The 22,118-nt window shown below is 69.8% G+C and carries 22 protein-coding genes and 1 tRNA gene; 13 read left to right on the forward strand and 10 right to left on the reverse strand.

Annotation, left to right across the window (positions count from 1 at the left end; genetic code table 11):
- Position 1: 1 nt before the first annotated feature.
- The 3 genes from OVA26_RS13025 (at position 2) to OVA26_RS13035 (ending at position 3,971) form a co-directional block, all read left to right on the forward strand.
- Positions 2–1,111, forward strand: a complete 1,110-nt coding sequence (locus OVA26_RS13025) for a carbohydrate ABC transporter permease (protein WP_268104353.1) — start codon at positions 2–4, stop codon at positions 1,109–1,111.
- 77 nt (positions 1,112–1,188) lie between these two features.
- Positions 1,189–2,022, forward strand: coding sequence for a carbohydrate ABC transporter permease (locus OVA26_RS13030; RefSeq protein WP_268104929.1), 834 nt, complete (start codon positions 1,189–1,191; stop codon positions 2,020–2,022).
- Positions 2,019–3,971 carry a glycogen debranching N-terminal domain-containing protein gene (locus tag OVA26_RS13035; RefSeq protein ID WP_268104354.1) on the forward strand — a complete coding sequence of 651 codons (1,953 nt, stop codon included), beginning with the start codon at positions 2,019–2,021 and terminating at the stop codon, positions 3,969–3,971. Before OVA26_RS13030 ends, OVA26_RS13035 begins: the two co-directional genes overlap by 4 nt.
- 128 nt (positions 3,972–4,099) lie before the next feature.
- Here OVA26_RS13035 and OVA26_RS13040 read toward each other — a convergent pair whose 3' ends face one another.
- Positions 4,100–4,576, reverse strand: a complete 477-nt coding sequence (locus OVA26_RS13040) for a YbaK/EbsC family protein (protein WP_268104355.1) — start codon at positions 4,574–4,576, stop codon at positions 4,100–4,102.
- Between the two features lie 207 nt (positions 4,577–4,783).
- Between OVA26_RS13040 and OVA26_RS13045 the strand changes: the two genes are divergently transcribed.
- Entirely contained in the window at positions 4,784–5,857 is a 1,074-nt protein-coding gene (locus OVA26_RS13045; protein ID WP_056229042.1) for a Glu/Leu/Phe/Val dehydrogenase family protein, read from the forward strand.
- 63 nt (positions 5,858–5,920) lie between these two features.
- Here the strand turns inward: OVA26_RS13045 and OVA26_RS13050 are convergent, their stop codons facing one another.
- The gene (locus OVA26_RS13050; RefSeq protein WP_268104356.1) at positions 5,921–6,259 is read right to left on the reverse strand and encodes a histone-like nucleoid-structuring protein Lsr2; all 339 of its coding nucleotides are present in this window, start codon (positions 6,257–6,259) and stop codon (positions 5,921–5,923) included.
- 209 nt (positions 6,260–6,468) lie between these two features.
- Entirely contained in the window at positions 6,469–6,816 is a 348-nt protein-coding gene (locus OVA26_RS13055) for a histone-like nucleoid-structuring protein Lsr2 (protein ID WP_056229047.1), read from the reverse strand.
- Between the two features lie 170 nt (positions 6,817–6,986).
- Between OVA26_RS13055 and OVA26_RS13060 the strand changes: the two genes are divergently transcribed.
- The 3 genes from OVA26_RS13060 to OVA26_RS13070 all read left to right on the forward strand — a co-directional run bounded on the left by OVA26_RS13060 (position 6,987) and on the right by OVA26_RS13070 (position 11,072).
- Positions 6,987–8,486 carry an amino acid permease gene (locus OVA26_RS13060; RefSeq protein WP_074696840.1) on the forward strand — a complete coding sequence of 500 codons (1,500 nt, stop codon included), beginning with the start codon at positions 6,987–6,989 and terminating at the stop codon, positions 8,484–8,486.
- A gap of 274 nt (positions 8,487–8,760) precedes the next feature.
- Positions 8,761–9,504: an ABC transporter ATP-binding protein gene (locus OVA26_RS13065; RefSeq protein WP_268104930.1), complete on the forward strand. Its 744-nt coding sequence runs from the start codon at positions 8,761–8,763 to the stop codon at positions 9,502–9,504.
- Entirely contained in the window at positions 9,486–11,072 is a 1,587-nt protein-coding gene (locus tag OVA26_RS13070; RefSeq protein WP_268104357.1) for a hypothetical protein, read from the forward strand. The genes OVA26_RS13065 and OVA26_RS13070 overlap by 19 nt, the downstream gene beginning before the upstream one ends.
- 34 nt (positions 11,073–11,106) lie before the next feature.
- Here the strand turns inward: OVA26_RS13070 and OVA26_RS13075 are convergent, their stop codons facing one another.
- Positions 11,107–11,697 (reverse strand): LysM peptidoglycan-binding domain-containing protein, encoded by a 591-nt coding sequence (locus OVA26_RS13075; protein WP_268104358.1) that lies wholly within the window; start codon positions 11,695–11,697, stop codon positions 11,107–11,109.
- Between the two features lie 109 nt (positions 11,698–11,806).
- Here OVA26_RS13075 and OVA26_RS13080 point away from each other — a divergent pair, with 109 nt between their 5' ends.
- The 3 genes from OVA26_RS13080 (at position 11,807) to OVA26_RS13090 (ending at position 13,585) form a co-directional block, all read left to right on the forward strand.
- A complete protein-coding gene (locus tag OVA26_RS13080) occupies positions 11,807–12,142 on the forward strand; it encodes a hypothetical protein (RefSeq protein ID WP_268104360.1) in 336 nt (111 codons plus the stop codon).
- A 2-nt stretch (positions 12,143–12,144) separates the two neighbouring features.
- Positions 12,145–12,723, forward strand: a complete 579-nt coding sequence (locus OVA26_RS13085) for a suppressor of fused domain protein (RefSeq protein ID WP_268104361.1) — start codon at positions 12,145–12,147, stop codon at positions 12,721–12,723.
- 226 nt (positions 12,724–12,949) lie between these two features.
- The gene (locus OVA26_RS13090; protein WP_074696836.1) at positions 12,950–13,585 is read left to right on the forward strand and encodes a DedA family protein; all 636 of its coding nucleotides are present in this window, start codon (positions 12,950–12,952) and stop codon (positions 13,583–13,585) included.
- Positions 13,586–13,758: 173 nt separating this feature from the next.
- Here the strand turns inward: OVA26_RS13090 and OVA26_RS13095 are convergent.
- The 4 genes from OVA26_RS13095 to galU form a co-directional block, all read right to left on the reverse strand.
- Positions 13,759–13,834 (reverse strand) — tRNA-Ala (locus tag OVA26_RS13095).
- Between the two features lie 148 nt (positions 13,835–13,982).
- Entirely contained in the window at positions 13,983–15,062 is a 1,080-nt protein-coding gene (locus tag OVA26_RS13100; protein WP_268104362.1) for a large exoprotein, read from the reverse strand.
- 82 nt (positions 15,063–15,144) lie between these two features.
- On the reverse strand, positions 15,145–15,768 hold the full coding sequence (locus OVA26_RS13105) for a GNAT family N-acetyltransferase (protein ID WP_056229062.1): 624 nt from the start codon (positions 15,766–15,768) through the stop codon (positions 15,145–15,147).
- A 15-nt stretch (positions 15,769–15,783) separates the two neighbouring features.
- On the reverse strand, positions 15,784–16,677 hold the full coding sequence (gene galU / locus OVA26_RS13110; RefSeq protein WP_056229819.1) for a UTP--glucose-1-phosphate uridylyltransferase GalU: 894 nt from the start codon (positions 16,675–16,677) through the stop codon (positions 15,784–15,786).
- 62 nt (positions 16,678–16,739) lie between these two features.
- Here galU and OVA26_RS13115 point away from each other — a divergent pair, with 62 nt between their 5' ends.
- Genes OVA26_RS13115 through mscL form a run of 3 tightly spaced genes read left to right on the forward strand, consistent with a single transcriptional unit; the run spans position 16,740 to position 18,077 of the window.
- Positions 16,740–17,336 (forward strand): 5-formyltetrahydrofolate cyclo-ligase, encoded by a 597-nt coding sequence (locus OVA26_RS13115; protein WP_268104364.1) that lies wholly within the window; start codon positions 16,740–16,742, stop codon positions 17,334–17,336.
- A gap of 17 nt (positions 17,337–17,353) precedes the next feature.
- Entirely contained in the window at positions 17,354–17,623 is a 270-nt protein-coding gene (locus tag OVA26_RS13120) for an FmdB family zinc ribbon protein (protein WP_056229069.1), read from the forward strand.
- A 34-nt stretch (positions 17,624–17,657) separates the two neighbouring features.
- Positions 17,658–18,077 carry a large conductance mechanosensitive channel protein MscL gene (gene mscL / locus OVA26_RS13125; protein WP_056229073.1) on the forward strand — a complete coding sequence of 140 codons (420 nt, stop codon included), beginning with the start codon at positions 17,658–17,660 and terminating at the stop codon, positions 18,075–18,077.
- 75 nt (positions 18,078–18,152) lie between these two features.
- Here mscL and OVA26_RS13130 read toward each other — a convergent pair whose 3' ends face one another.
- Positions 18,153–18,389, reverse strand: coding sequence for a hypothetical protein (locus OVA26_RS13130; protein WP_268104365.1), 237 nt, complete (start codon positions 18,387–18,389; stop codon positions 18,153–18,155).
- Between the two features lie 7 nt (positions 18,390–18,396).
- A complete protein-coding gene (locus tag OVA26_RS13135; RefSeq protein ID WP_268104366.1) occupies positions 18,397–22,104 on the reverse strand; it encodes an AAA family ATPase in 3,708 nt (1,235 codons plus the stop codon).
- Positions 22,105–22,118 lie beyond the last annotated feature (14 nt).

Below are 22,118 nucleotides of genomic sequence, written 5' to 3' on the forward strand. Positions count from 1 at the left end.
CATGAGTGCTCTCACCTCAGCGCCGCGTCGCGCCGGATCCTCCTCCCCGGGGATCCGGCGCGGCGAGGCCGCCGCCGGCTGGCTGTTCACCGCCCCCGTGCTGATCATCCTGGGCGTGTTCCTGCTCGTCCCCGTGCTCATGGCGCTGTGGGTGAGCTTCTCCGACTGGACCGGGCGCGGCAGCCCCTTCTCGCCCAACGTCGGCTTCGTCGGCCTCGACAACTACGCCGCGGTCACCACCGGCGGCGGGCTGGCCGAGCGCGACTTCGGCACGGCGCTGCGCAACAACGCCTGGTACGTGCTGTTGGTCGTGCCGCTGCAGACCGCGCTGTCGCTCTTCCTCGCGGTGCTCGTCAACCGCGCGATCCTGCGCGGACGCGGTCTGTTCCGCACCGCCTTCTACTTCCCCTCGGTCACGAGCTCGGTGGCCATCACCGTGCTGTGGCTCTTCCTCTTCTCGGCATCCGGTGCCGTCAACGAGGTGCTGTCGTGGCTCGGCATCAACGGACCGAACTGGTTCAGCGATCCCTCGGGCGTCGTGCACAACCTCCTTGGCGCGGTCGGCGTCACGAGCGGCCCGGCCTTCCTCACCGGCAACACGATGCTCGGCGTCTCGTGGTGGGACTGGCTCGCCGGACCCTCGGTCGCGATGTCGGCCTTCATCCTCATGGCCGTGTTCACCACCTCGGGCACCTTCATGCTGCTGTTCATCGCGGGCCTCCAGAACATCGGCGCCGACGTGCAGGAGGCCGCGATGATGGACGGCGCGAACGGCTGGCAGCGCTTCTGGCGCGTGACCCTGCCGCAGCTCAAGCCCGTGCTGTTCACGGTGCTGACCCTCGGCCTCATCGGCACGTGGCAGGTGTTCGACCAGATCTACACGGGCACCCAGGGTGGGCCCGGAAAGACGACGCTGACGCCCGCCTACCTCAGCTACTCCTCGGCGTTCCTCTCGCAGCAGTGGGGGCAGGGTGCGGCGATCGCCTTCGTGCTCTTCGTCATCATCGTGGCCCTCACCATCCTGCAGCGCTTCGTGCTGCGCGATCGCCCGGTCTCGCGCCGACGCCTGCGCCAGTACGAGGTGCCTGCGCAGAAGGGAATGCAGCGATGACCGCCACGGCCTCTCCCCCGACCACCGTCCTCGCCGAACAGCGCATCGACGGACCCGTCAAGCCCGCGAAGCACCGCATGTCGGGCAAGGCCCTGCGCTGGCAGATCGGTCTGTACGTCCTGCTGATCGTGCTCGCGGTCATCTACATCTATCCGTTCCTCGTGCAGGTGGCGACGTCGTTCAAGACGGATGCCGCGGCGGCGGCCGACCCGATCTCGCTCGCGCCGCAGCCCTTCACATGGGCGGCCTACGAGCGACTGTTCCTGAACTCCGACTTGCCCGTGTGGTTCGGCAACTCGGTCGTGGTGACCGTGTTCGTCACCGCGGGCCGGGTGTTCTTCAACTCCCTCGCCGGCTACGCGCTCGCCCGTCTGCAGTTCCGCGGGCGCGGGGTCGTGTTCGCGGCCCTCATCGCGGTCATGGCGGTGCCGACCGTGGTGCTGCTGATCCCGAAGTTCCTCGTCATCAATCAGCTGGGCATCTACGACTCGTACGCGGGCATGATCCTGCCGCTGCTGGTGGATGCCGCGGGCGTGTTCATCATGAAGAACTTCTTCGAGTCGATCCCGCCCTCGGTCGAGGAGCAGGCCCGCATCGATGGAGCCGGCACGTTCCGCATCTTCTGGTCGGTCGTGCTGCCGATGGCGCGGCCCGCGCTCATCACGATCGTGATCCTGTCGTTCCAGGGTTCGTGGAACGAACTCAGCCACTTCGTCATCTCCACTCAGTCCCCCGAGCTGACCACGCTGACCAAGGGCGTGGCGTCGCTGGCCAGCGGTCAGCTCAGCCAGGGCAGCCAATTCCCCCTCAAACTCGCGGCCGCGGCCATCATGACGATCCCGGTCGCCGTGGTGTTCTTCATCTTCCAGCGCCGCATCATGAACGCCAGCGAAGGAGCCGTCAAAGAATGACCACCGCCCCCACCACCTCGCCTGCCGGGACGACGGTCGACTCCCCTCCCCTGCAACCGCTGCTCAGCGATGCGCTCATCGTTCTGCGGGCCCCCACCCAGGTGTGGTCCGACGGCACGGGCGACATGGGCGCGGGTGCGGTGCACGGCGTCTACCACGGAGACGTGCGACACGTGCGCGCGCTCACCGCCCGCTGCGACGGCTCGCCGATCGAGTGGATCTCGACCGCCCCCGACGGCGCCTCGCGCGTGGTCTTCGGCGGGCTGCTGCGCGGGCTCGACGACACCACGCCCGACCCGAAGGTGCGGCTGCTGCGCGACCGCCGCGTCGCCGACGGCGTGGTGAGCGAGTCGTGGACCCTGCACTCACGCGTCGATCAGCCGATCCGCACCACGCTGCGCCTGGCGCTCACTCCTGAGTTCGCGCAGCTGCACGAGGTGAAGTCGGGCCACGCCTCCGCTCGCGACGCCGAGACCGTGGTCGACGGAGAGAAGATCCGGGTGGATGCCGGTGCCCAAGGCCTCGAGCTCGTCGCTCCGGGCGCTCGCGTGGCGTCGACCGATCACGACGTCGAGGCCGAGTGGGACGTCGAGATCGCCCCCTTCGGCTCCGCGGAGATCGGGTGGACGCTGACGCTGCGCGACGACACGCTCGTCGTGGGCTCGGCGACCGCTCCCGCGCGATGGGATGCCGCGGCGGTCGCCGCCGGCGCCCCCGACCCGCGCCTGTCGCGGTGGCTGCGCGCGGCGCTCGACGACCTCGACGCCCTGCGGCTCGTGCTCCCCGATCACCCCGACGACGAGTTCTTCGCCGCGGGGGCGCCGTGGTTCTTCACGCTCTTCGGCCGCGACTCGATCTGGGCCGCGCGGCTCGCGCTCCCGCTCGACCGCGAGATCGCGGCATCCACTCTGCGTGTCCTCGCCCGCCTGCAGGGCGCCGACGACGACGCGCAGACCGCGCAGGAGCCGGGCAAGATCCTGCACGAGCTGCGGGCCTCGGCGCTCGAGATCCCCGGCGAGGGCATCGTGCTGCCGCCGAAGTACTACGGCAGCGTCGATTCGACCCCGCTGTGGATCTGTCTTCTCGCCGACGCCCGGCGCGCCGGCATGCCCGGCGCCGAGGTGCGCGAGCTGCTCCCGACGCTCCGCGGCGCCCTCGGCTGGATCCGCGACAGCGGCGACAGCGACGGCGACGGCTTCCTCGACTACATCGACCGCATGGGCACGGGCCTGTCGAACCAGGGGTGGAAGGACTCCGGTGACTCCATCCAGTGGCGCGACGGCAGTCTCGCCGAGGGTCCGATCGCCCTGTGCGAGGTGCAGGCGTACGCGTACGAGGCCGCCCTGGCCGGAGCCGACCTCCTCGAGGAGTTCGGCGAGGGAGCGGATGCCGATGACGCCGCGTTCTGGCGCTCCTGGGCCGCCGACCTCAAGGAGCGCTTCGCCGCGACGTACTGGGTCGAGACGCCCGAGGGCCGCTACCCCGCCGTCGCGCTCGACCGCGACAAGCGTCCGGTCGACACGCTGACGAGCAACATCGGGCACCTGCTCGGCACCGGCATCCTGTCGGCCGAAGAAGAGGCGCACGTCGCCCAGCTGTTGCTCGGCGAGAGCATGTCGAGTGGATACGGCATCCGCACCATGTCGACCGGCGCCGCCGGGTACTGGCCACTGTCGTACCACGGGGGCAGCGTCTGGGTGCACGACACCGCGATCGCCGCGCACGGCATGCTGCGCGCGGGCCTGCACGACGAGGCGCGGTCCGTGGTCGACGGTCTGCTGGACGCCGCCGAGGGCTTCGCGTACCGCGTGCCCGAGCTGCACGCGGGCGACCCGCGCACCCACTCGTCGGTGCCGACGCCGTACCCCGCCGCCTGCCGTCCGCAGGCGTGGTCAGCCGCCGCCGCGGTGGTCTGCCTCACAGCCCTCACACCCGCCCCCGGGGTGTGAGCCCGCCGGGCGGCGCCGCCCCGAACCGCCGCCGCCCGGCCCCTCCCTTTTCATGGGGCACGCGACGTGGCCCCGGGGCGCCGAAGATGGCCCCGGGGCCACGGCGAGACGCCGCGCCGCGCCCGCACTCAGACGACCCGCGTCACCGTCCCGCCGGTCAACCGCACCAGCTCGTCGAACGTCAGCGGGAACACCGTGTGCGGCGTGCCGCCCGCGGCCCAGATCTCGAGGAACGCCGCGAGGTCCTCGTCGACCACCGTCGTCAGGGGCGCGGGGTGTCCGGTCGGCGCCACTCCCCCGATGGGCTGGCCGGTCGCCGCGAGCACCTGCTCGGGGGTCGCCCGGCGGATGCCGCCGCGCCCGAGCCGCTCGGCGAGAGCCGCCGTGTCGACCCGGTGCGCGCCACTGGTCATGACGAGCAATGGCTCGTCGTCGCTCCAGAACACGAGGCTGTTGGCGATCGCGCCGACCTCGACACCGAGGGCGGCGGCGGCGAGCGCAGCCGTCGACGCGGCACCCGGCAGCACGACGATGCGGCCGGCGATGCCCGCCTCCTCGAGGGCGGCGGCGACCAGGCGACTACGGGCGGAAAGGGCGTCGGTCATGCCCGACAGCCTAGAGCGAGCCCCGCCGCGGGCCGGACGCGAGCGCGGGCCGGCCATGTGCGCTCGCGCGGATCGTGTGGTCTCGGCCGAGGCGCCGCGGGGCCGCTCGCGTGACGCCCGCCGACGGGTCAGAATAGATCCCGGATGCCGCAACGCCGCGGCATCCGCACAGTGCCGCCCACAAGGCGACCGACGACAAGGAACGCGATGACAACCGCTCTGCCCCTGCCCGATTTCACCCACGAACGCGTGGAGGTGATCACGGGGCGACGCAGCGGTCTGTTCGTCGCCGTGGCCCTGCACTCGTCCGTCCTCGGCCCCGCTCTCGGCGGCGCGCGCCTGTGGACCTACCCGTCGTGGACCGACGCGCTCGGCGACGCGCTCCGCCTCTCGGCCGCGATGACGCTCAAGAACGCCGCCGCCGGCCTCGACGCGGGCGGCGGCAAGTCGGTCATCGGACTGCCGGAGGGCGCCGTGCTCGACGCCGACCGGCGCCGCGCCGCGTTCCTCGACCTCGGTGACGCGGTCGAGAGCCTGGGCGGGCTGTACCGCACCGCCGAGGACGTGGGTTCGACCACCGAGGACATGCTCGTCGTCAGCGAGCGCACCGCGCACGTGGTCGGGCTCCCCGACACGGTCGGCGGCTCGGGTGAACCGGCCGGTCCCACGAGCCTCGGCGTGTACGCCTCGCTCGTCGCGACCCTGGAGCGTGCCGTCGGAACCGGCGCCGTGGCCGGGCGCCGCGTCACCATCGCCGGTCTCGGCCAGGTGGGCAGCCGCCTTGCCGAGCGTCTCGCCGGCGAGGGCGCCGTTCTCACCGTCACCGACGTGAATCCCGCCAAGCGCGCTCTCGCGACCGAACTGGGCGCGGCGTGGGTCGAGCCGAGCGAGGCGCACCTCATTCCCGCCGACGTCTTCGTTCCCGCGGGCATCGGCGGGGTGCTCACCGACGACGTGATCGACGCCCTCGACGCCCGCTCCGTCTGCGGTCCCGCGAACAATCCTCTGGCCGACCGCTCCGGCGCCGACCGTCTCGCCGCCCGGGGCATCCTCTACGCGCCCGACTTCGTCGTCAACGCGGGCGGGGTCATCTACCTCGACCTGGTGGCGAAGGAGCGCGGCAGCCTCGACGACATCATGGGGCGCGTCGCCGGCATCGGCGACACCGTCCGCCGCGTCTTCGACGAGGCGGCGAACCGGGGCGTGACCCCGCTCGCGGCAGCAGAGGGACTCGCCGCGGAGCGACTCGCCGCGGGCGCAGGACGCACCGCGCTCGTCTGACCGGAAGAAAAGAAGAACCGGATGCCGCCTCGACGGGGCATCCGGTTCTTCGCGTTCGGGGGTTTAATGCGCGGCGTCGGATGCCGCGAGGACAGTGGCGGAAATGCGTCCGCGATCAGTGATCGAGAAACCGTTCTTCTGTGTCCAGGAACGCACGTCGATCACATCGCGGGTCGGAATGGCCCGCCCGCGCGGGGTGCGTCGCGGAGGAGACGGAGAAGAACCGACCGGGCGCGCGGTCGTCATGTACGGCCCAAAGTCGTCGCGCAGTTTGTCTGCATTGTCAGAAGCCAGATCGATTTCATAGGAACGCCCTTCCAGAGAGAAGGTCACAGTCGTTCTGTCTTCGATGACCGAACCGTCGAGGTCGTCGATCGTCTGCATGATGTGCTTTTTCGCCATGTCGCGACCATACGCCGCCGACGAGGCGCATTCCGGGCTGCGGTTTGGGAATTCACCCGCCGACTCGTCCGCTTTCACCGACCCCCGCCCTGCGCGGCGCGTCCGCGATTCCACGCGGGTGACGCAGCACGCGACAAGCTGCGGGGGCGAACATCGTCATGCTCTCGGCCGTCGCATTCACGCCCGGCCGAGAGGAGAACAAGCGAGGTTCAGGAATTCGCCTCGGCGTACGCGTCGAGAATCGTCGCGGGAACGCGACCGCGATCGCTCACGGTGTGTCCGTTCGCGCGCGCCCATTCCCGAACGGCACCGAGATCGACGTCGTTCGAGCGGCGAGCAGCACGGGGGCGGCGCGCGGACGAATTGCCGCGGGACACCGAACGAGCGGCATCCACGAACGGGGCGATCGCCGAATAGAACTTGTCCGCATTGCGGTCGGAGAGGTCGATCTCGTAAGCGCGACCTTCGACGGAAAAGGTGATCTGCTTTCCCTGGCCGTCTTCGAGAACAGAGCCGTCGAGGTCGTCGACGAGGTGCGTGATGTGCTTCATAGCCATAATACGAAAAACCTTACACCCGCATTCAATGAATTTCCCGCATTAGTCATCTCTGATAAAGGCGCGGCTGTCGAGCCCTCCCCGAAGATAGGCACCGCGCCCGTCGGGGGACTATCCTCCCTGGGTGGTGTTCGCTCCCTGGACATCGCTCGAGACAGAGGATGCGTCGCGTGAGTCTTTTCCGAACCAAGTCGGTGGAGCAATCCATCGCCGACACCGATGAGCCGGAGTTCCGGCTCAAGAAGTCCCTCAGCGCCGTCGACCTGACCGTCTTCGGTGTCGGCGTCGTGATCGGCGCGGGCATCTTCACCCTGACCGGTCGCGCCGCCAACGAGGTCGCCGGCCCGGCTGTCGTGATCAGCTTCATCATCGCCGCGATCGCGTGCGGTCTCGCGGCCATGTGCTACGCCGAATTCGCCTCCACCGTCCCCGTTTCGGGATCGGCGTACACCTTCTCGTACGCCTCGCTCGGCGAACTGTTCGCGTGGATCATCGGGTGGGATCTCATCCTCGAGATGTTCCTCGGCGCGAGCGTCGTGGCCCAGGGGTGGAGCGCCTACCTCAGCACCTTCCTTCAGCAACTCGGCATCGTCCTGCCCGAGGCGGTGAGTTCCGGCGGTGTCGTCGACGTGCCCGCGATCCTTCTCGTCCTGGTCCTCGGCGGCCTCATGACGGTCGGCATCAAGGAGTCCCTCCGGGTCAACCTCGTGCTGGTGGCCGTGAAGCTCTTCATCGTGCTGTTCGTCATCGTGGCCGGCATCCTCTTCATCAATCCGGCCAACTACACCCCCTTCGTCCCGCCGTCGGTCCCCACCGAGTCGGCCTCCGGCCTCACCCAGCCGCTGTTGCAGTTCCTCTCGGGCCTCGAGCCGGCGACGTTCGGCGTCGGGGGCATCCTCGCCGGTGCGGCCCTGGTGTTCTTCGCCTACATCGGTTTCGATGTCGTGGCGACGACGGCCGAAGAGACCAAGAACCCGCAGCGCGACCTGCCGATCGGCATCATCGCCTCCCTCGTCATCTGCACGATCCTCTACTGCGCCGTCGCCGTGGTCGTGACCGGCATGGTGCCCTTCGACGAGCTGAACCCGAAGGCCGCCCTCGCCGAGGCGTTCGCGTCGCGTGGCCAGACGTGGATGGCGACGGTCATCGCCGCCGGCGCCGTGGCGGGTCTGACCACCGTGGTGCTGACGCTGCTCATCGGCGCGACGCGCATCATCTTCGCGATGTCGCGCGACCGGCTGCTCCCCGGCGCTCTCGCCAAGGTGCACCCGCGTTTCCGCACCCCGTGGGTCATCTCGATCGTGGTGACCGTGATCGTCGCCCTCGTCGCGGGCCTGACGCCCGTCGGCATCCTCGAAGAGATGGTCAACATCGGCACCCTGTCGGCGTTCGTGCTCGTCTCGATCGGCGTGATCGTGCTGCGCCGCAAGCGCCCCGACCTCAAGCGCGGATTCCGCGTGCCGTGGAGCCCGGTCCTGCCGATCCTCTCGGCCGCCATCTGCACCTACCTCATGCTCAACCTGTCGGTCGAGACGTGGTTGCGGTTCCTCATCTGGTTGGCCCTGGGCTTCGCGATCTACTTCGCGTACTCCCGCAGCCACGCCCGTGTCGGGACCGGAGCGCCCCTCGACCCGACCAAGCCGAACGTCGTCTCGCCTCCGAAGGAGTGACCCGATCGGACACCGGATGCCACGCCCCCGTCGTTCTCAGGACGCTCGGGGGCGTGGCGCTGCGGGGCGGATGAACATCGCTCTCGTCGCCGTTCGGGTCGAGGTCATCGACGCCATCCGGTACTGAGAACGCAGAGTTGCGCAGCGGGGCTGGGAATGCCCCGCTGCCCGCCGATAGGTTCGAGGAGTGACCGACATCCCTCGTGACGTCCCCCCGCCGTCCGCCCTGCCCGAGGCGGTCGCGCCCCGCGCCTCGACCGACTCCCGCCCGGCGATGCAGGTGACCGGTCTCGCCAAACGCTTCGGTCAGAAGGTCGCGGTCGAAGGCCTCGACCTCGTCGTTCCGACCGGGTCGTTCTACGGCCTGGTCGGCCCCAACGGCGCGGGCAAAACCACCACGCTGTCGATGGCGACGGGACTCCTGAGGCCGTATGCCGGCACGGTCGGCATCCACGGAGTCGACGTCTGGACCCACCCGGTCGAGGCGAAGAAGCTCATCGGCAATCTCGCCGACGGCGTGCGTCTGTTCGACCGGCTGACCGGCGAGCAACTCGTCACCTACACCGGCATGATGTTCGGCCTCACGCGCGAGGAGGTCGGTGCCCGCACGGCCGACCTGCTGCAGATCATGGACCTCACCGAGGCCGCGGGCACGCCCGTCGTCGACTATTCCGCGGGCATGACCAAGAAGGTCGCCCTCGCCTGTGCTCTCGTGCACGCCCCCCGCCTGCTCGTCCTCGACGAACCCTTCGAGTCCGTCGACCCCGTGTCGGCGGCCAACATCGAAGACATCCTGCGCGGCTACACCGCCTCGGGCGGCACGGTCATCGTCTCGAGCCACTCGATGGACCTCGTGCAACGCATGTGCGACCACGTCGCCATCATCGCGCAGGGCCGATTGCTGGCATCCGGGACCGTCGACGAGGTCCGCGGTGGACAGACCCTTCAGGACCGCTTCGTCGAGCTGGTCGGCGGGCGCCACCACGCGGAGGGGCCGCAGTGGTTGCGACAGTCCTGAAGATCCGGTTCCGCGTGCTGGGCAACACCCTGTCGCGGAGCCCCATGCAGTTGGTCGGCTTCATCTTCGGCGTCATCGGTGCGGTCTGGATGCTGTTCCTCGCGGGTGTCGGCCTCTTCTTCGTCGGAACGCTCGACCTCGACATCGCGCGTGCCGTCATCACCTTGGCGGGCGCGGTGCTGACCCTCGGGTGGGTGGTGGGACCGATCTTCGCCGCGGGGCTCGACACCACCCTCGATCCCGCGAAGCTCGCACCGTTCCCGATGACGACCCGGCAGATGATGGTCGCGATCACCGCGGGTGGGCTCACGGGCGTGCCCGGGATCACCACCGCGATCGGATCCCTCGCCGTGTTCCTCGTCTGGGCCCGCTACCCGGCCGCGGCCGTGGCCGCCGTCGTGTGCGTCCCCCTCGGCGTGGTGATCTGCGTCGTCGCGTCGCGCGCGGTGGCCGCTCTCGCCGCGGGCATCGGCGGGGGCCGCCGCACGCGCGAGGTCGTGGGTCTGGTCGGGTTTGCCCTCGTCATCTTCGCGAGTCCGCTCTTCATCGGGGTCACGAACCTGCTGTTCTCGGCGAGCGAGCAGGGGGCGCAGCTGCAAACCGTCGTCTCGGCGCTGTCGTGGACCCCGGTCGCCGCGGCGTGGGCCGTTCCGGGCGACCTCGCCGCGGGGGCGTGGATCACGGGGCTCCTCAAGCTCGTCATCGCGGCCGCCACCCTCGCGCTGCTGTGGGTGCTCTGGCGGCGGAGCCTGGCGGCATCCCTCGTCGGTCCTCCGGCACGCGTGGCCACGCGTCGCCGGTCCGGATCGCTGGGGTGGTTCGGCATCATGCCCTCGAGTCCCGTCGGGGCGACCTGGGCGCGCTCACTCACGTCGTGGACGCGGGACTTCCGGTATCTGCGGCAGTTGCTGCTGATCCCGTTCGCCCCCGTCCTCGTTCTCGTCTACTCACGCGGCGATCTCGACGGGCCGTTCTTCGCGGCCTCGGGCCTGCTGGTCGGATTCTTCGCCGGCATCCTGGCGTACACCGACGTGTCGTACGACGGCACCGCCTTCGCCACGGTGATGCAGACCGGTATCCGCGGGCGCGCCGACCGTCTCGGGCGCATGCTCGGATCGGCGACCGTGAGCATCCCGCTCGTGCTACTCGCCGATGTCGTGACGCTGGGGATCGTCGGCAGGGGGGAGCTGCTCCCCGCGGTCATCGGCGGCTCGATGGGCCTCACGCTGGTCGGCCTCGGTGTCAGTGCCGTGAGCTCGGCCCTGCTCGTCGTTCCCACGCCCGCCCCCGGCGACTCGCCCTTCAAGCGCGTGCCCGGGTCGACGTTCACGATGTTCCTGGCGTTCTTCCTGTGCTGGGCTCTCGTCGCCGTGCTGGCGCTGCCCGCCGTGATCCCCGCCGTGATGGCTGTCTTCTTCGGAGTGACGGGCGCCGGATGGGTCTCGCTCGCGATCGGACTGCTCTGGGGCGCGATCGTCTTCGCGGGCGGCGTGTTCATCGGCGGCAAGCGTTTCGATGCGGGAGCCCCGACGTTGCTCGCTCAGCTGCGGGCGTTCCAGGGCGCCTGACGACCGGATGCCACGTGCCGGGCGCGGCGGGCGATCACCGGGCGTAGGGATAGTCGAAAACGAAGCCCGGGACGGCCGCGGGATCGAGCACCAGCACCTGACCGGGCTGAATGGCGGTGCTGCCCGGGATGCCGTTGAGCGTGGTGAGGGACATGCCGTTCCAGATGCAGAACCGGTCGCCGATCGCCGTGGGGACATCGCCCGGGGCGACCGTGTAGGTGGCGATCCGCCCGTCATCGGCGAACGCGGGGGTCCCCGCCGCGAACTCTCTCACGCCCGTGTCGACCAGCTTCCCGAACAGGCTCGCGGTGAAGTCCTGTCCGTCTTGACTGCCCATGTGGATGTAGGCGGATTCCGCGCAGTCGCCGAAGCCGCCACCGGGAATGTACGTACCGTTGCCGACGTGGACGTACCCCTCGGGAGGCCCGTAGGGATCGACGGGCGCCGCGGATGCCGACGGCGTCCACGAAACGCTCGGAGTCGATTTCAGCGACGACGTGAGGCCCGCTGCCACCGAGGCGACCGTCCCCAGCGGCGCGAAGGCCGGCACCGTCAACGCCGCCAGCCCCACGACCACCGCTCCGCACACGACACCGGCGATGACCTTGGCGGCGGATGGCTTCATGGTCTCGAGCATGGCAGGCGGCGGCGTCGGGCGCCATCGCGTCGGGGCGTGGTTCGTGCGGTGGCCGCGCGGCGTTGAACCCGAGACGGTTCCCCGGAAGAATCCTCGTGTGGCTGGACGAGAGACGGGGGCGGACCCCGAACGAGCGGTGTGGATCACGGGCCAGTACGGCGACATGTTCGAGGGCGACGAAGCGACTCTCGAGGTGTTCCTGACAGTGTTCGCCGAGCTCGACCCCACTGACGAGGAGCATTGCGCCTTGTCCGTGACAGACTCAGGCGGCTGGAACCTAGCCGTCTATCGCGATTTCGTCGTCTTCGAGAACCTGGAGGGTGACGAGGTCGGGCAGATCGCCGACCCGACGGACGACCAGGTGCGGACGATCGCCGCCGAGTTCCTCGCGGGAGACTTCTCCGCGCTGGCCGCTCACGCCTGGCGAGCGTAACGGTGGTCGACGACTACGCGGCTCTCGCGAACTCGCTCGCCGGTTTCGGGCGAACAGGCCTCGACCCGAACGTCGGAACGTACAGTACGGCGGAGTCGGGTCACCGCGTGGGCGGCTTCTCGGTAGCGGACTGTCCCGACGAAGGCCTGACGTCATGGAGCACTGTTGGCACCAACCGCATCGACACCGGCTATCGAACGGCATCCGGAAAGATGGTCACTGCGGAATTCGTCGGCTGCGCGGGCAGCGGATGGGATCGGTTCGGAACCGCGCTCGCCTTCTGCACGTTCTTCGTCGCCGACGGCGGTCCCTCGCGGTACGGGACCGTGGTCCGCGGGGCGTTCCAGCATACCGGCGAGGGCGTGAGCACCCCACACGGGTTCATCGTGGCCCCCTTCTGCTGGCCCGAGACCTTCCCTTCCGTCGAAGACGACGACACGTACACGGTCTGGCTGCAACTGGTCCCGATCACTGCGGCAGAGGCGCTCCACGCAGAACAGCATGGCGGGGACGCGCTCGAGAACGTCTTCGAGGAGCGTCAGCCCGATCTCTTCGACTTGCGCCGTACGAGCCTGTTGTAGCCGGCTCCGTGGGGTGCGGCGTGGATGCTCGCCAGCGCCACCCCGACAGTCGGGCGGGGAGCGACCGACGTTCCGACCCTGGCTGCACAGCCGGCGCAACCCCCACGGATTCTTGGTCTTCCCTTGGCGGGGCTGCGTTAGCGTCGCCCTGCACGCGACCCCGTGCGTCTGCGCCCGCTCGTTCGACCTGGAGAAAGCACCTGCCGTGAACACCCACTCCGTCGCCATGGCGACCGGGATCCTGCCCGACGCGGCGTCGATCCTCCACGCTTTCGGGCCCTGGGTGCTCGGGGGCATCGCGCTGCTCATTTTCATCGAGTCGGGCGTGCTGTTCCCGTTCCTGCCCGGCGACTCCCTGCTGGTCACCGCGGCGGTGCTGGCCGGCCCTCTCGGCATTCAGCCCTGGCAGGTGCTGCTGGTCGGCATCCCCGCCGCGATCCTGGGCGATCAAGTCGGATACTGGCTCGGTCGACGCTTCGGACGCCGCCTCTTCCGCGAAGACGCGCGCGTGCTGCGCCCCGAACGTCTGCACGATGCCGAGCGGTTCTTCACCCGGTACGGCGGCGGCTCCCTCGTGCTCGGACGCTTCGTGCCGATCGTGCGGACGTACGTGCCGGTGGCAGCCGGGACCGCGCATATGCACTATCGCCGGTTCCTCGTGTGGAACACCCTGGGCGCCACGCTCTGGGTCGTGGCCATGACCCTCATCGGTCTGCTTCTGGGCGGCATCCCGTTCATCGTCGACAACATCGACGTCCTCATGATCGTGATCGTGCTCATCTCGGTACTACCCGTGATCATCGCGATCGTCCGCAAGACGGTCGCCTCTCGCCGGGCACGCGCCGCGGCGGAGGCCGACTGAATCGGAGACGTCCATCGGACGAGGGGCCGAGGGCATCCGAGCCCGTGCTCCTCACCGCCGTGCGGAAGAAGCCCGAGGGCGCAGGCCTACAGCGCGAAGGTGCGCACATCCCCGAAGAGTCCGGCGACAAACGAAGAAGGCCCCCGCTGAGCGGAGGCCTTCTTGTGGTGTTCTGGTGGACCTGAGGGGATTCGAACCCCTGACCTCCTCGATGCGAACGAGGCGCGCTACCAACTGCGCCACAGGCCCGGAAACCTCGTAAAGACTATCACGTCATCCGCGCCCACCTCGACGCGCGCTGCCCCCGTCGGCACGCGACGAGCAACGTATGCCGCTGACAGCATCGGTCGAGAGGGAGATCGACGGAGCGAGCCCGGCACCCGCGAACGGGCCGGCGTCACTCCCCCGACGCGCGACGCGCCAGGAGCCGCTGAACGTGATCCTGGATCTCCGATTCGTCGACGTACCCCATCGCGGCATACGGCGACGGAGCGGGGGCGACAGCGGCCGGACGAGCCGTCTCGATCGGGGTGGGAGCCTGCTCGGCGGCGAGCTCGCGCGCGGCCTCCTCGCGGGCAGCGGCGCGCAGCGCCTCGCGGGCGATCTGCTCGTCGACCACGGCGGCGGCACGCGACCCGGCCGACGCGACGAGCGGGCGCGGAAGCTCGCGAGGCGTCCACGTGGGGCGCGGCTCGGGCACGAGGGCGACGTCCTGCACTTCGGTCGCGACCGCGCGCGTCGCTACCGACGTCGCAACGGACACGGGCGCCGTGCGGGCGGCCACGACGGAGATGCGGCGGAGGACGACGAGGGATGCCACGACGACGACCGACCCGAGAGAAAGTAGCACCGGCGCTCCCCCGGTGACGACCTGCGCGAGGCCGACAAGCGCGGCAACAAGGCCCGCAAGGCCCACCGTGGTCACGCTCAGACGGAAGCGGCGGCGAGCACGGACTCGACGAGCCTCGGGGCGCGCAACGGCCGCCGCGCGCTCGGCGTGCGCCCGCTCGACGGCGGCGGCACGCTCGGCGCGGGTCTTCTCGAGCGCGGCAGCGCGTTCGGCGCGAGCGACCTCGACGGCCGCGGCACGCTCGGCACGAGCCAGGTCCACGGCCGCGGCGCGCTGCTCCTTGACGACATCGCGATCGCGGGCACTCTCGAGACGAGCCACCTCGAGTCGTGCCTTGGCCGCGGCGAGCTCGGTCTGGGCCTTCTCGGCCTGGATCTGGCGCGCGAGCTTCTGCTGCTGGTGGGCGGTGCGGGCCGTCAGCTCCAGCCGGACCTCGCGGGGCGTCTCGGCTGTCTCGGCGAGCACGCGCAGCGCCTGGTTGAGACGCACGGCATTGCGTTCGGCGGAGGTGAACCGGTGACGGCTCTGCCACGACGGAAGCAGATAGACGAGCCAGAGCGCGACCGCGACGAAGACGATCACGCCGCCGCTGAGAACCTGCCCACCCATGCCATAAAGGTAGGTCACCGAGAGATCACACCTCGGCATCCCCCGGCGTGTCGCGACGAGACTTTCGCCACGTACCGGAGGCGGATCGCAACGGAACCGTTCAGACCCGATCCGAAGGAGGAACACGAGCGGCATCCGGCGGGACCTGCCCCCGCACGTATCGGTCCAGCACCCCGTACGGAACCTCTTCGCGCACGAGGGCGAAGGCGTAGTGGTCGCGCCAATCGCCGTCGATGTGGATGTACTTGCGGCGCAACCCCTCGTAGCGGAAGCCGAGCTTCTCGACCACGCGCAGGCTGGCGTGGTTCTCGGGCCGGATGCAGATCTCGACGCGGTGCAGGTTGAGCTCGGTGAAGCACACGTCGGTCGCCATCGCCACGCTGATCGTGGTGATGTTGCGACCCGCGAACTCCTCGGCGACCCAGTACCCGATCGTCGCCGACGCCAGCGACCCGCGCGACACGCCCCACACGTTCAGCTGCCCGGCGACGTCGTCGTCCCACGCCATCACGAAGGGGACGCCGACGCCGTCGCGGTACTGCTGCAGGAGACGACGGATGCCGAGGCGCATGTCGAACGACACGGGACCGTCGGGGCTGGTCGCCTCCCACCGCTTCAACCACGAGCGGTTGTCGATCAGCTGCTGCTGGAGGACGCGCGCATCGCGATTGCGGATGAGACGGATCGACACGTCGCCGTGCCGCCGGGGGACGGACAGATCCATGGCGTCTTGCCCGGGTCAGAGACCCTGCGCGAACTCCTTGAACCAGGGGCGGAGGGCGGGGCCGAGGTCGTCGCGGTCGGCAGCCAGCTGCACGATCGCCTTGATGTAGTCGACACGGTCGCCGGTGTCGTAACGACGCCCGCGGAAGACGACGCCGTACACGCCGCCGCCGTCGCCACCACCGGTCGCGAGCTCTTCGAGGGCATCGGTCAGCTGGATCTCGCCGCCCTTGCCGGGCTCGGTGCGCTCGAGGATGTCGAAGACATCGGGACCGAGAACGTACCGACCGATGATCGCCAGGTTCGAGGGCGCGTCTTCGGCCTTGGGCTTCTCGACGAGCTGCGTGACCTTGACGACGTCTTCTTCGTCGGTGGCCTCGACGGCGGCCACGCCGTAGAGGTGGATGTGGGCGGGATCGACCTCCATCAGCGCGATGACGGTGGCACCGCCGCGCTTGTCGTACTCGTCCATCATCTTGGTGAGCAGCGGGTCGCGCTCGTCGATGAGGTCGTCGCCCAGCAGGACGGCGAAGGGGTGGTCGCCGACGTGGCTGCGCGCACGCAGCACCGCGTGACCCAGACCCTTCGGCTCGCCCTGACGCACCATGTGGATGTCGGCGAGCTCGGACGAGTGCTCGACCTTGGCGAGCTTGTCGTCATCGCCCTTCTCGCGCAGCTTCGCCTCGAGCTCGGGCATGGAGTCGAAGTGGTTGGCGATGTTGTTCTTGTTGCGACCGATGATGATCAGGACGTCTTCGATGCCGGCGCCGGTGGCCTCTTCGACGACGTACTGGATGGCCGGCTTGTCGACGACGGGCAGCATCTCTTTGGGCATCGCCTTCGTGGCGGGCAGGAAGCGCGTACCGAGTCCGGCGGCCGGGATGACGGCCTTGAAGGGCTTATGAGGCATGGGCATACCTTAGCGGGGTCCTACGACACCGCCGGTAACGCGCCCGCCCGTAGACTTACCGCATGCCGGATCGTATCGAGCAGGCCAAGCGCGCACTGCGCGCCGATCTGCGCGAACGCCGCCAGACCATCTCCGCCCATGCGCGCGAGGTGGCCGAGGCCGGCGTCACAGAGCAGCTCGACGCCCTCGTCGCCCGCCTCGGCGCGCGCAGCATCTCGTGTTTCCTGTCAACCCCCACCGAGCCCGGCACGCACGCCTTCGTCCGCGCAGCGGTGGGGCGCGGCATCCGGGTCCTGCTCCCGATCACCCGTGAAGACGGTCTGCTCGACTGGAGCGTGGCCACTCCCGACACCGAGATCACCGAGGGACTGTTCGGGCTTCCCGAACCGATCGGTGACGTTCTGGGGCCGATCGCCGTCAACGACGTCGACCTTCTGATCATCCCCGCGGCCGCCGTCGATCACCAGGGCATGCGTCTCGGCTGGGGTCGCGGCTACTTCGACAAGACCCTCGGCTCGATGGAGAAGTGCCCGCCGGTGTACGCGGTCATCTTCGACTCCGAGCTCATCGACGACGTGCCGCGCGACGTGCACGACCAGCCCGTCACGGGCGTGGTCACACCCACACGCACGCTGCCGCTCGCCGCCCACACCTCCTGAACACCCGAAGGACGCTCATGCCCACCTACTCCTACGCCTGCAAGCAGTGCGGTCACCGTTTCGACGCGGTCCAGTCGTTCGCGGACGCCGCCCTCACCGAGTGCCCCGAGTGCGGCGGCGAGGTGCGCAAGCAGTACGGATCGATCGGCGTGACGTTCAACGGCTCGGGGTTCTACCGCACCGACTCCCGCAGCTCCACCTCCGGCGGGTCCGGTAGCGGCTCGACCGGTTCTTCGACATCATCGAAGTCGGAATCGAAGTCGTCCGCCCCGTCCTCGGCCTCCTGAGCCCGAGTCGGCGCGGCCTGAGAGGAGCCAGCGCATGATCAAGGGATTCAAGGAGTTCATCCTCCGCGGGAACGTCATCGACCTCGCCGTCGCGGTGGTCATCGGCGCGGCGTTCACGGCGGTCGTCAACGCCATCGTCGCGGCGGTCATCACCCCGCTGATCGAGGTGTTCTACAAGCCCGCCGAGAACGGCGAGGTCGGGCCGACGATCACGGGCATCTACGGACAGGAAGTGGTCTTCCCCCTCCCCACCCTGCTCTCGGCGATCATCAGCTTCTTCGCCGTGGCGATCGTCGTCTACCTCGTGTTCGTCTACCCGATGAACCGGTGGAAGGCCATCGCCGCCGCGCGCGCCGGGGTGAACGAGCCCGCCTCGGACGAGCCGAAGCTGCCGACGGAGCAGGAGCTGCTCGTGCAGATCCGCGACCTGCTGGAGCGCCAGAACAAACTCTGAACCGATATCGCCCCACCCTGACGGCGTCCGCGCCGGGATCGCATCCCGGCCCGGGCGCCGTTTCGTCTGCGCGGGTCAGTAGTGCGGCGGGACGTCGCGCATCATGCGCTCGTCGTTGGGGCCGGATGCCGCGGGCCGCGCACCCGTCCCACGCGCGGGATCGTCGGCCGGCGCCGGTTCGGCGGTCGTGCCCGGGGCGGCGAGCAGGCGCGCCCGACGAGCACCGCGGACGCGGACGACCGGCTGACGCTCGGTGCCGCGACCGCTCGTCGCGTTCACCTCGGGGACGGCATCGTGCGGGGTGTCGCTCATCGCGCACTCAGTCGGGAAGATCGAGCGACTCGGTGGTCGCGTCGGGGGCGACCGCGTCGTCGGGAGCGAGCCCCAGGAGCTCGCCGATACGGGATGCCACGCCCGCGGGGTCGCTGTACAGATCGAACGCGTGCACGCGCACGTAGTGCCAGCCGAGGCGGCGGAGGATCTGCGGCCGCAGACGGAGGGTCTCGCGGAGGGATTCGCCGATGGTCTCGGGATCGCTCTCGGCCACCACCGCCTTGCCCTGGTAGCGAGCGACGAGGGGAAGCAACCCGCGGTAATCGACGTCGACCTCGATGCCGAGTCTGCGCAGCTCGCGCGCCAGGGCGCGGGTCAGCGGATCGGCGAGGTCTTCGAGGCGCGTCTCGCGGCTGCGCGACGCGACATTGCCCAGAATGCCCATGAGGGTCGCGGCACCGTGCTCGAGGCGGCCGTCGTCGAACGCCGAGGGACGGATCGACGACACGATCACCATCGAGCGGCGAGCACGCGTCATCCCGACGGTGAGCAGTCGCTCCCCATCGGGCGTCGACAGGTCGCCGAAGTCGCTCAGGACGCGACCGTGGCGCGTGAGACCGAAGCCGAGCGAGAACACCACGCGGTCGCGACTCTCGGCCACGGACTCCTCGAGCGTCAGCACGGCGAAGGGCTCGGCGGCATCCCTCGAGATGAACTCGGCGACGTCGGAGCGTCCGGCCAACGCCACCACGACCGAGGCACGCACGCGCTCGGCGTGCTTGCGGCTGGCGGTGACGACCATGAGCGATTCGGACGCCCGGTTCACGGCGTGCTCGACGACGAGCGTGACGACGCGGGCGACCTCGGCATCGGGGCTCTCGACCGCGCCGCTGACGGGGTCGGGGGCACCGACACCGCCCTCGACGTAATCGACGCTCAGGCTGCCGCGGCCGAGGTACGAACCGGCCCAGGGAAGCGAGACGATCTCTCCGCCGTAGAAGGCGTCGTTCACCAGCTGCGAGAGATCCTCGCCGCCGGCGCGGTAGCTGCGGGTGAGCGTCTCGACGGGCAGCAGCTCGGCGATGCGCTCGAAGACCGAGGTCTCGTCGAAGGGGACCTCGTCGGCCTCGTCGGGGCCGGCGGCGATCGACGCGCTCACGCGGAAGGGGGTGGGCTTCTGCACCACCGGGTCGCCGAACAGCACGACCTGGCGAGCCCGACGCAGGGCCGGGGCCGCCTCGGCGAGGCACAGGGCCGCGGCATCCGCGATGATGACGACGTCGAACGCGAGATCGGTCGGAACGTCGGGAACCTCGTACGGCGACGCGAGCCACACCGGCGCGAGCGTGCGCAGCAGGGTGGGCGCGGCATCCGACATCTCCTGCGCCGTGTGCAGGCCGTCCTTCAGGACGCGCTTGAGGGCGGCCGCCTCGTCGGCGTGATCGACGATGCCGATACGCCACTGCGTCGCGAGCTGAGCGGCGAGCAACGGGCCGGCCGCAGCGGCGTGGGCCTCGTCGACGAGTCGGAAGTCGCGCTCGAGACGGTCGACGACGCTCGTGTTCGCACCGAGAAGAGCACGGTCGGTGCGCAGCAGGTGCTCGAGGGCCGACTGCCACCACGCGAACTCGAGTTCGGCCCCCACGCGCTCCTCGGGAACGTGGCGCACCGAGAGCTCGACGAGGAGCTGCTCGAGACCCAGGCGCGCGAGCTCGGAACGCAGTTGCGCGCGCTCGACGAGGTTGTCGAAGAAGGTCGACTCCGCGGCGAGACCGGCGAGGGTGCGCACGAGACGCTGCACGGGCAGGGTCGCGAGGCGCTCGGAGCCCTGACGGCCGAGGATCTGATCGAGTTCGCCGAGCAGGGCGTCGGTGCGCTGCCACGCGACGTGGACGTCCGCGAGACCCAGCGGCACCTCGGGGGTGACGCCGGCGTCGACGACGCGCTGCCACTCCGTACGCTGCTGCTGGATGCGCACGAGCGCCTCGTACATGTCGGGCACGTGGACGCCCGGGCGCACGTACTCCTTCGACAGCCGCTTGAGGCGACGACGGTTGGGACCGCTCATCGCGGAGGCGTCGCGGCGCGGCGAGTGCGCGTCGATGAGCTCGCCGAGCGGACGCTCGAAGACACTCGGGCTGAAGCGATCGAGCGACTCGCGGATGCCCTGCAGGAGCTTCAGGTACGACCCGAGCTCGGACACCGTCTGGAACGGGCGCATGCGCGTCTGCGCGATGAGCTCGTACCCGCGCTCGAGCAGACGAGGAACGTCGCTGCTGTGGAGCTTGCCCGCGAGATCGTGCGCCGCACGCGCGTCCTCGGTCCGCGAGAAGCTGACGCCGTACCAGGGCGAATCGTCGGGCCCGAAGCGGAACTCGCCGAGGCGCGCGGCCATCGCGAGCGCCCGGGCCGCGGCATCCCGTCGTCCGGCGAGTCTCTCGAGGGTCGCGAGATCGAAGCGGGCCTCGGTCGACGGAGCGGGAGAAGTGGATGCCAACGACGTCAGCGCGCGCAGGATGTCGAGCGCCGAGACGCCCAGCGCCAGGTGCGGCTCGGTCACGGCGGAGCGGTAGTCGCGCAGGACCGTGCGCAGACGCACGAGGGCGTCGTCGATCTCGGCGACCTTCGGCTGGTCGGCCTTCTCGTTGCGACCGATCGCGCGGATGAGGTCGCGACGCACGTGGTTCGGAGAGACGGCGAGACCCGTGAGGCCGACTCCGGCCAGACGGTGACGGATGCCGTCGAGCGTCGAGCGACGGGCACTGACCACGAGCACGCGCTTGTTGTCGTGGACGAGCTGCCCGATCGCGTTGATGACCGTCTGCGTGCCGCCCGTGCCGGGAAGGGTGTGCACGGCGAGCGACTGCCCCGCGGCGATGCGGGCGAGGACGCGCTCCTGCTCGGCATCCGCGTCGAGGAGCAGGGTGTCGGCAGCGGGAGTGCGCTCGTCGGGGCTCACGACCTGCGGGTCGTCGCGACGCACCGTGATGCGCGCGCGGTCGTCGGGGTGACCGGCGAGCGCGTTCAAGAGGGTGTGGTCGAGGTCGTGCGTGTCGCGAGCCATACCCGATCCGACGTCGGCGAACGACGAGATCACCAGACGCGGATGCACGACGAAGGTCGGCACGTGCGAAGTGAGGCGGCGGATGTGGTCGATGACCGGCTGCGGCTTGAACACGCCCTGGTCGTAGGCGAGGCCCGCGAGAGCCGCGGGATCGATCTGGATGCCGAGGTGCGTGCGGAACGCGCGAGCGAGCTCGGGGTTCATGACGAACGCGCCGTGCAGCTTCAGTTCGAAGTCACCGTGGTGGCGGCGGATGGCGAGCGGGCGCAGGAGGACCGGAGCGGACCACTCCACTCCCCCGATCTTCCACGCCGACAGGCCCACCGCGAGGTGCACGGGCTCGAGGCCGCGCGCGGTGCGCAGCTCGACGTTCTTCGCCGTGATGCGCTCGGCGGCCATGCGGGCCGTGCGCAGGGCCACCTCGTCGCGGAAGAGGTTCGACAGCATCGTCGCGCGACCCGTGATGAACTGCGGGAGCGAACCCGGGTGCGCCTTCGTGATGTCGATGCCGGCATCGCGGGCGTCGTCGAAGCGCAGGAGGGTCGAACGTCCGCCGAGAGCCGCAGCCTCGGACCGGATCCGGTCGCGTTCGGGGTCGGCCACGTGGCGAACCACGATGCCGGGTTCCGACAATCGCAGGTCGCCGGGATCGACGGACGACACCGTCTCGTCTCCGTCAGTGCCGATCACGGCACCGTCCTCAG

The organism is Microbacterium sp. SL62 (assembly GCF_026672635.1).
Lineage (GTDB): Bacteria > Actinomycetota > Actinomycetes > Actinomycetales > Microbacteriaceae > Microbacterium > Microbacterium testaceum_A.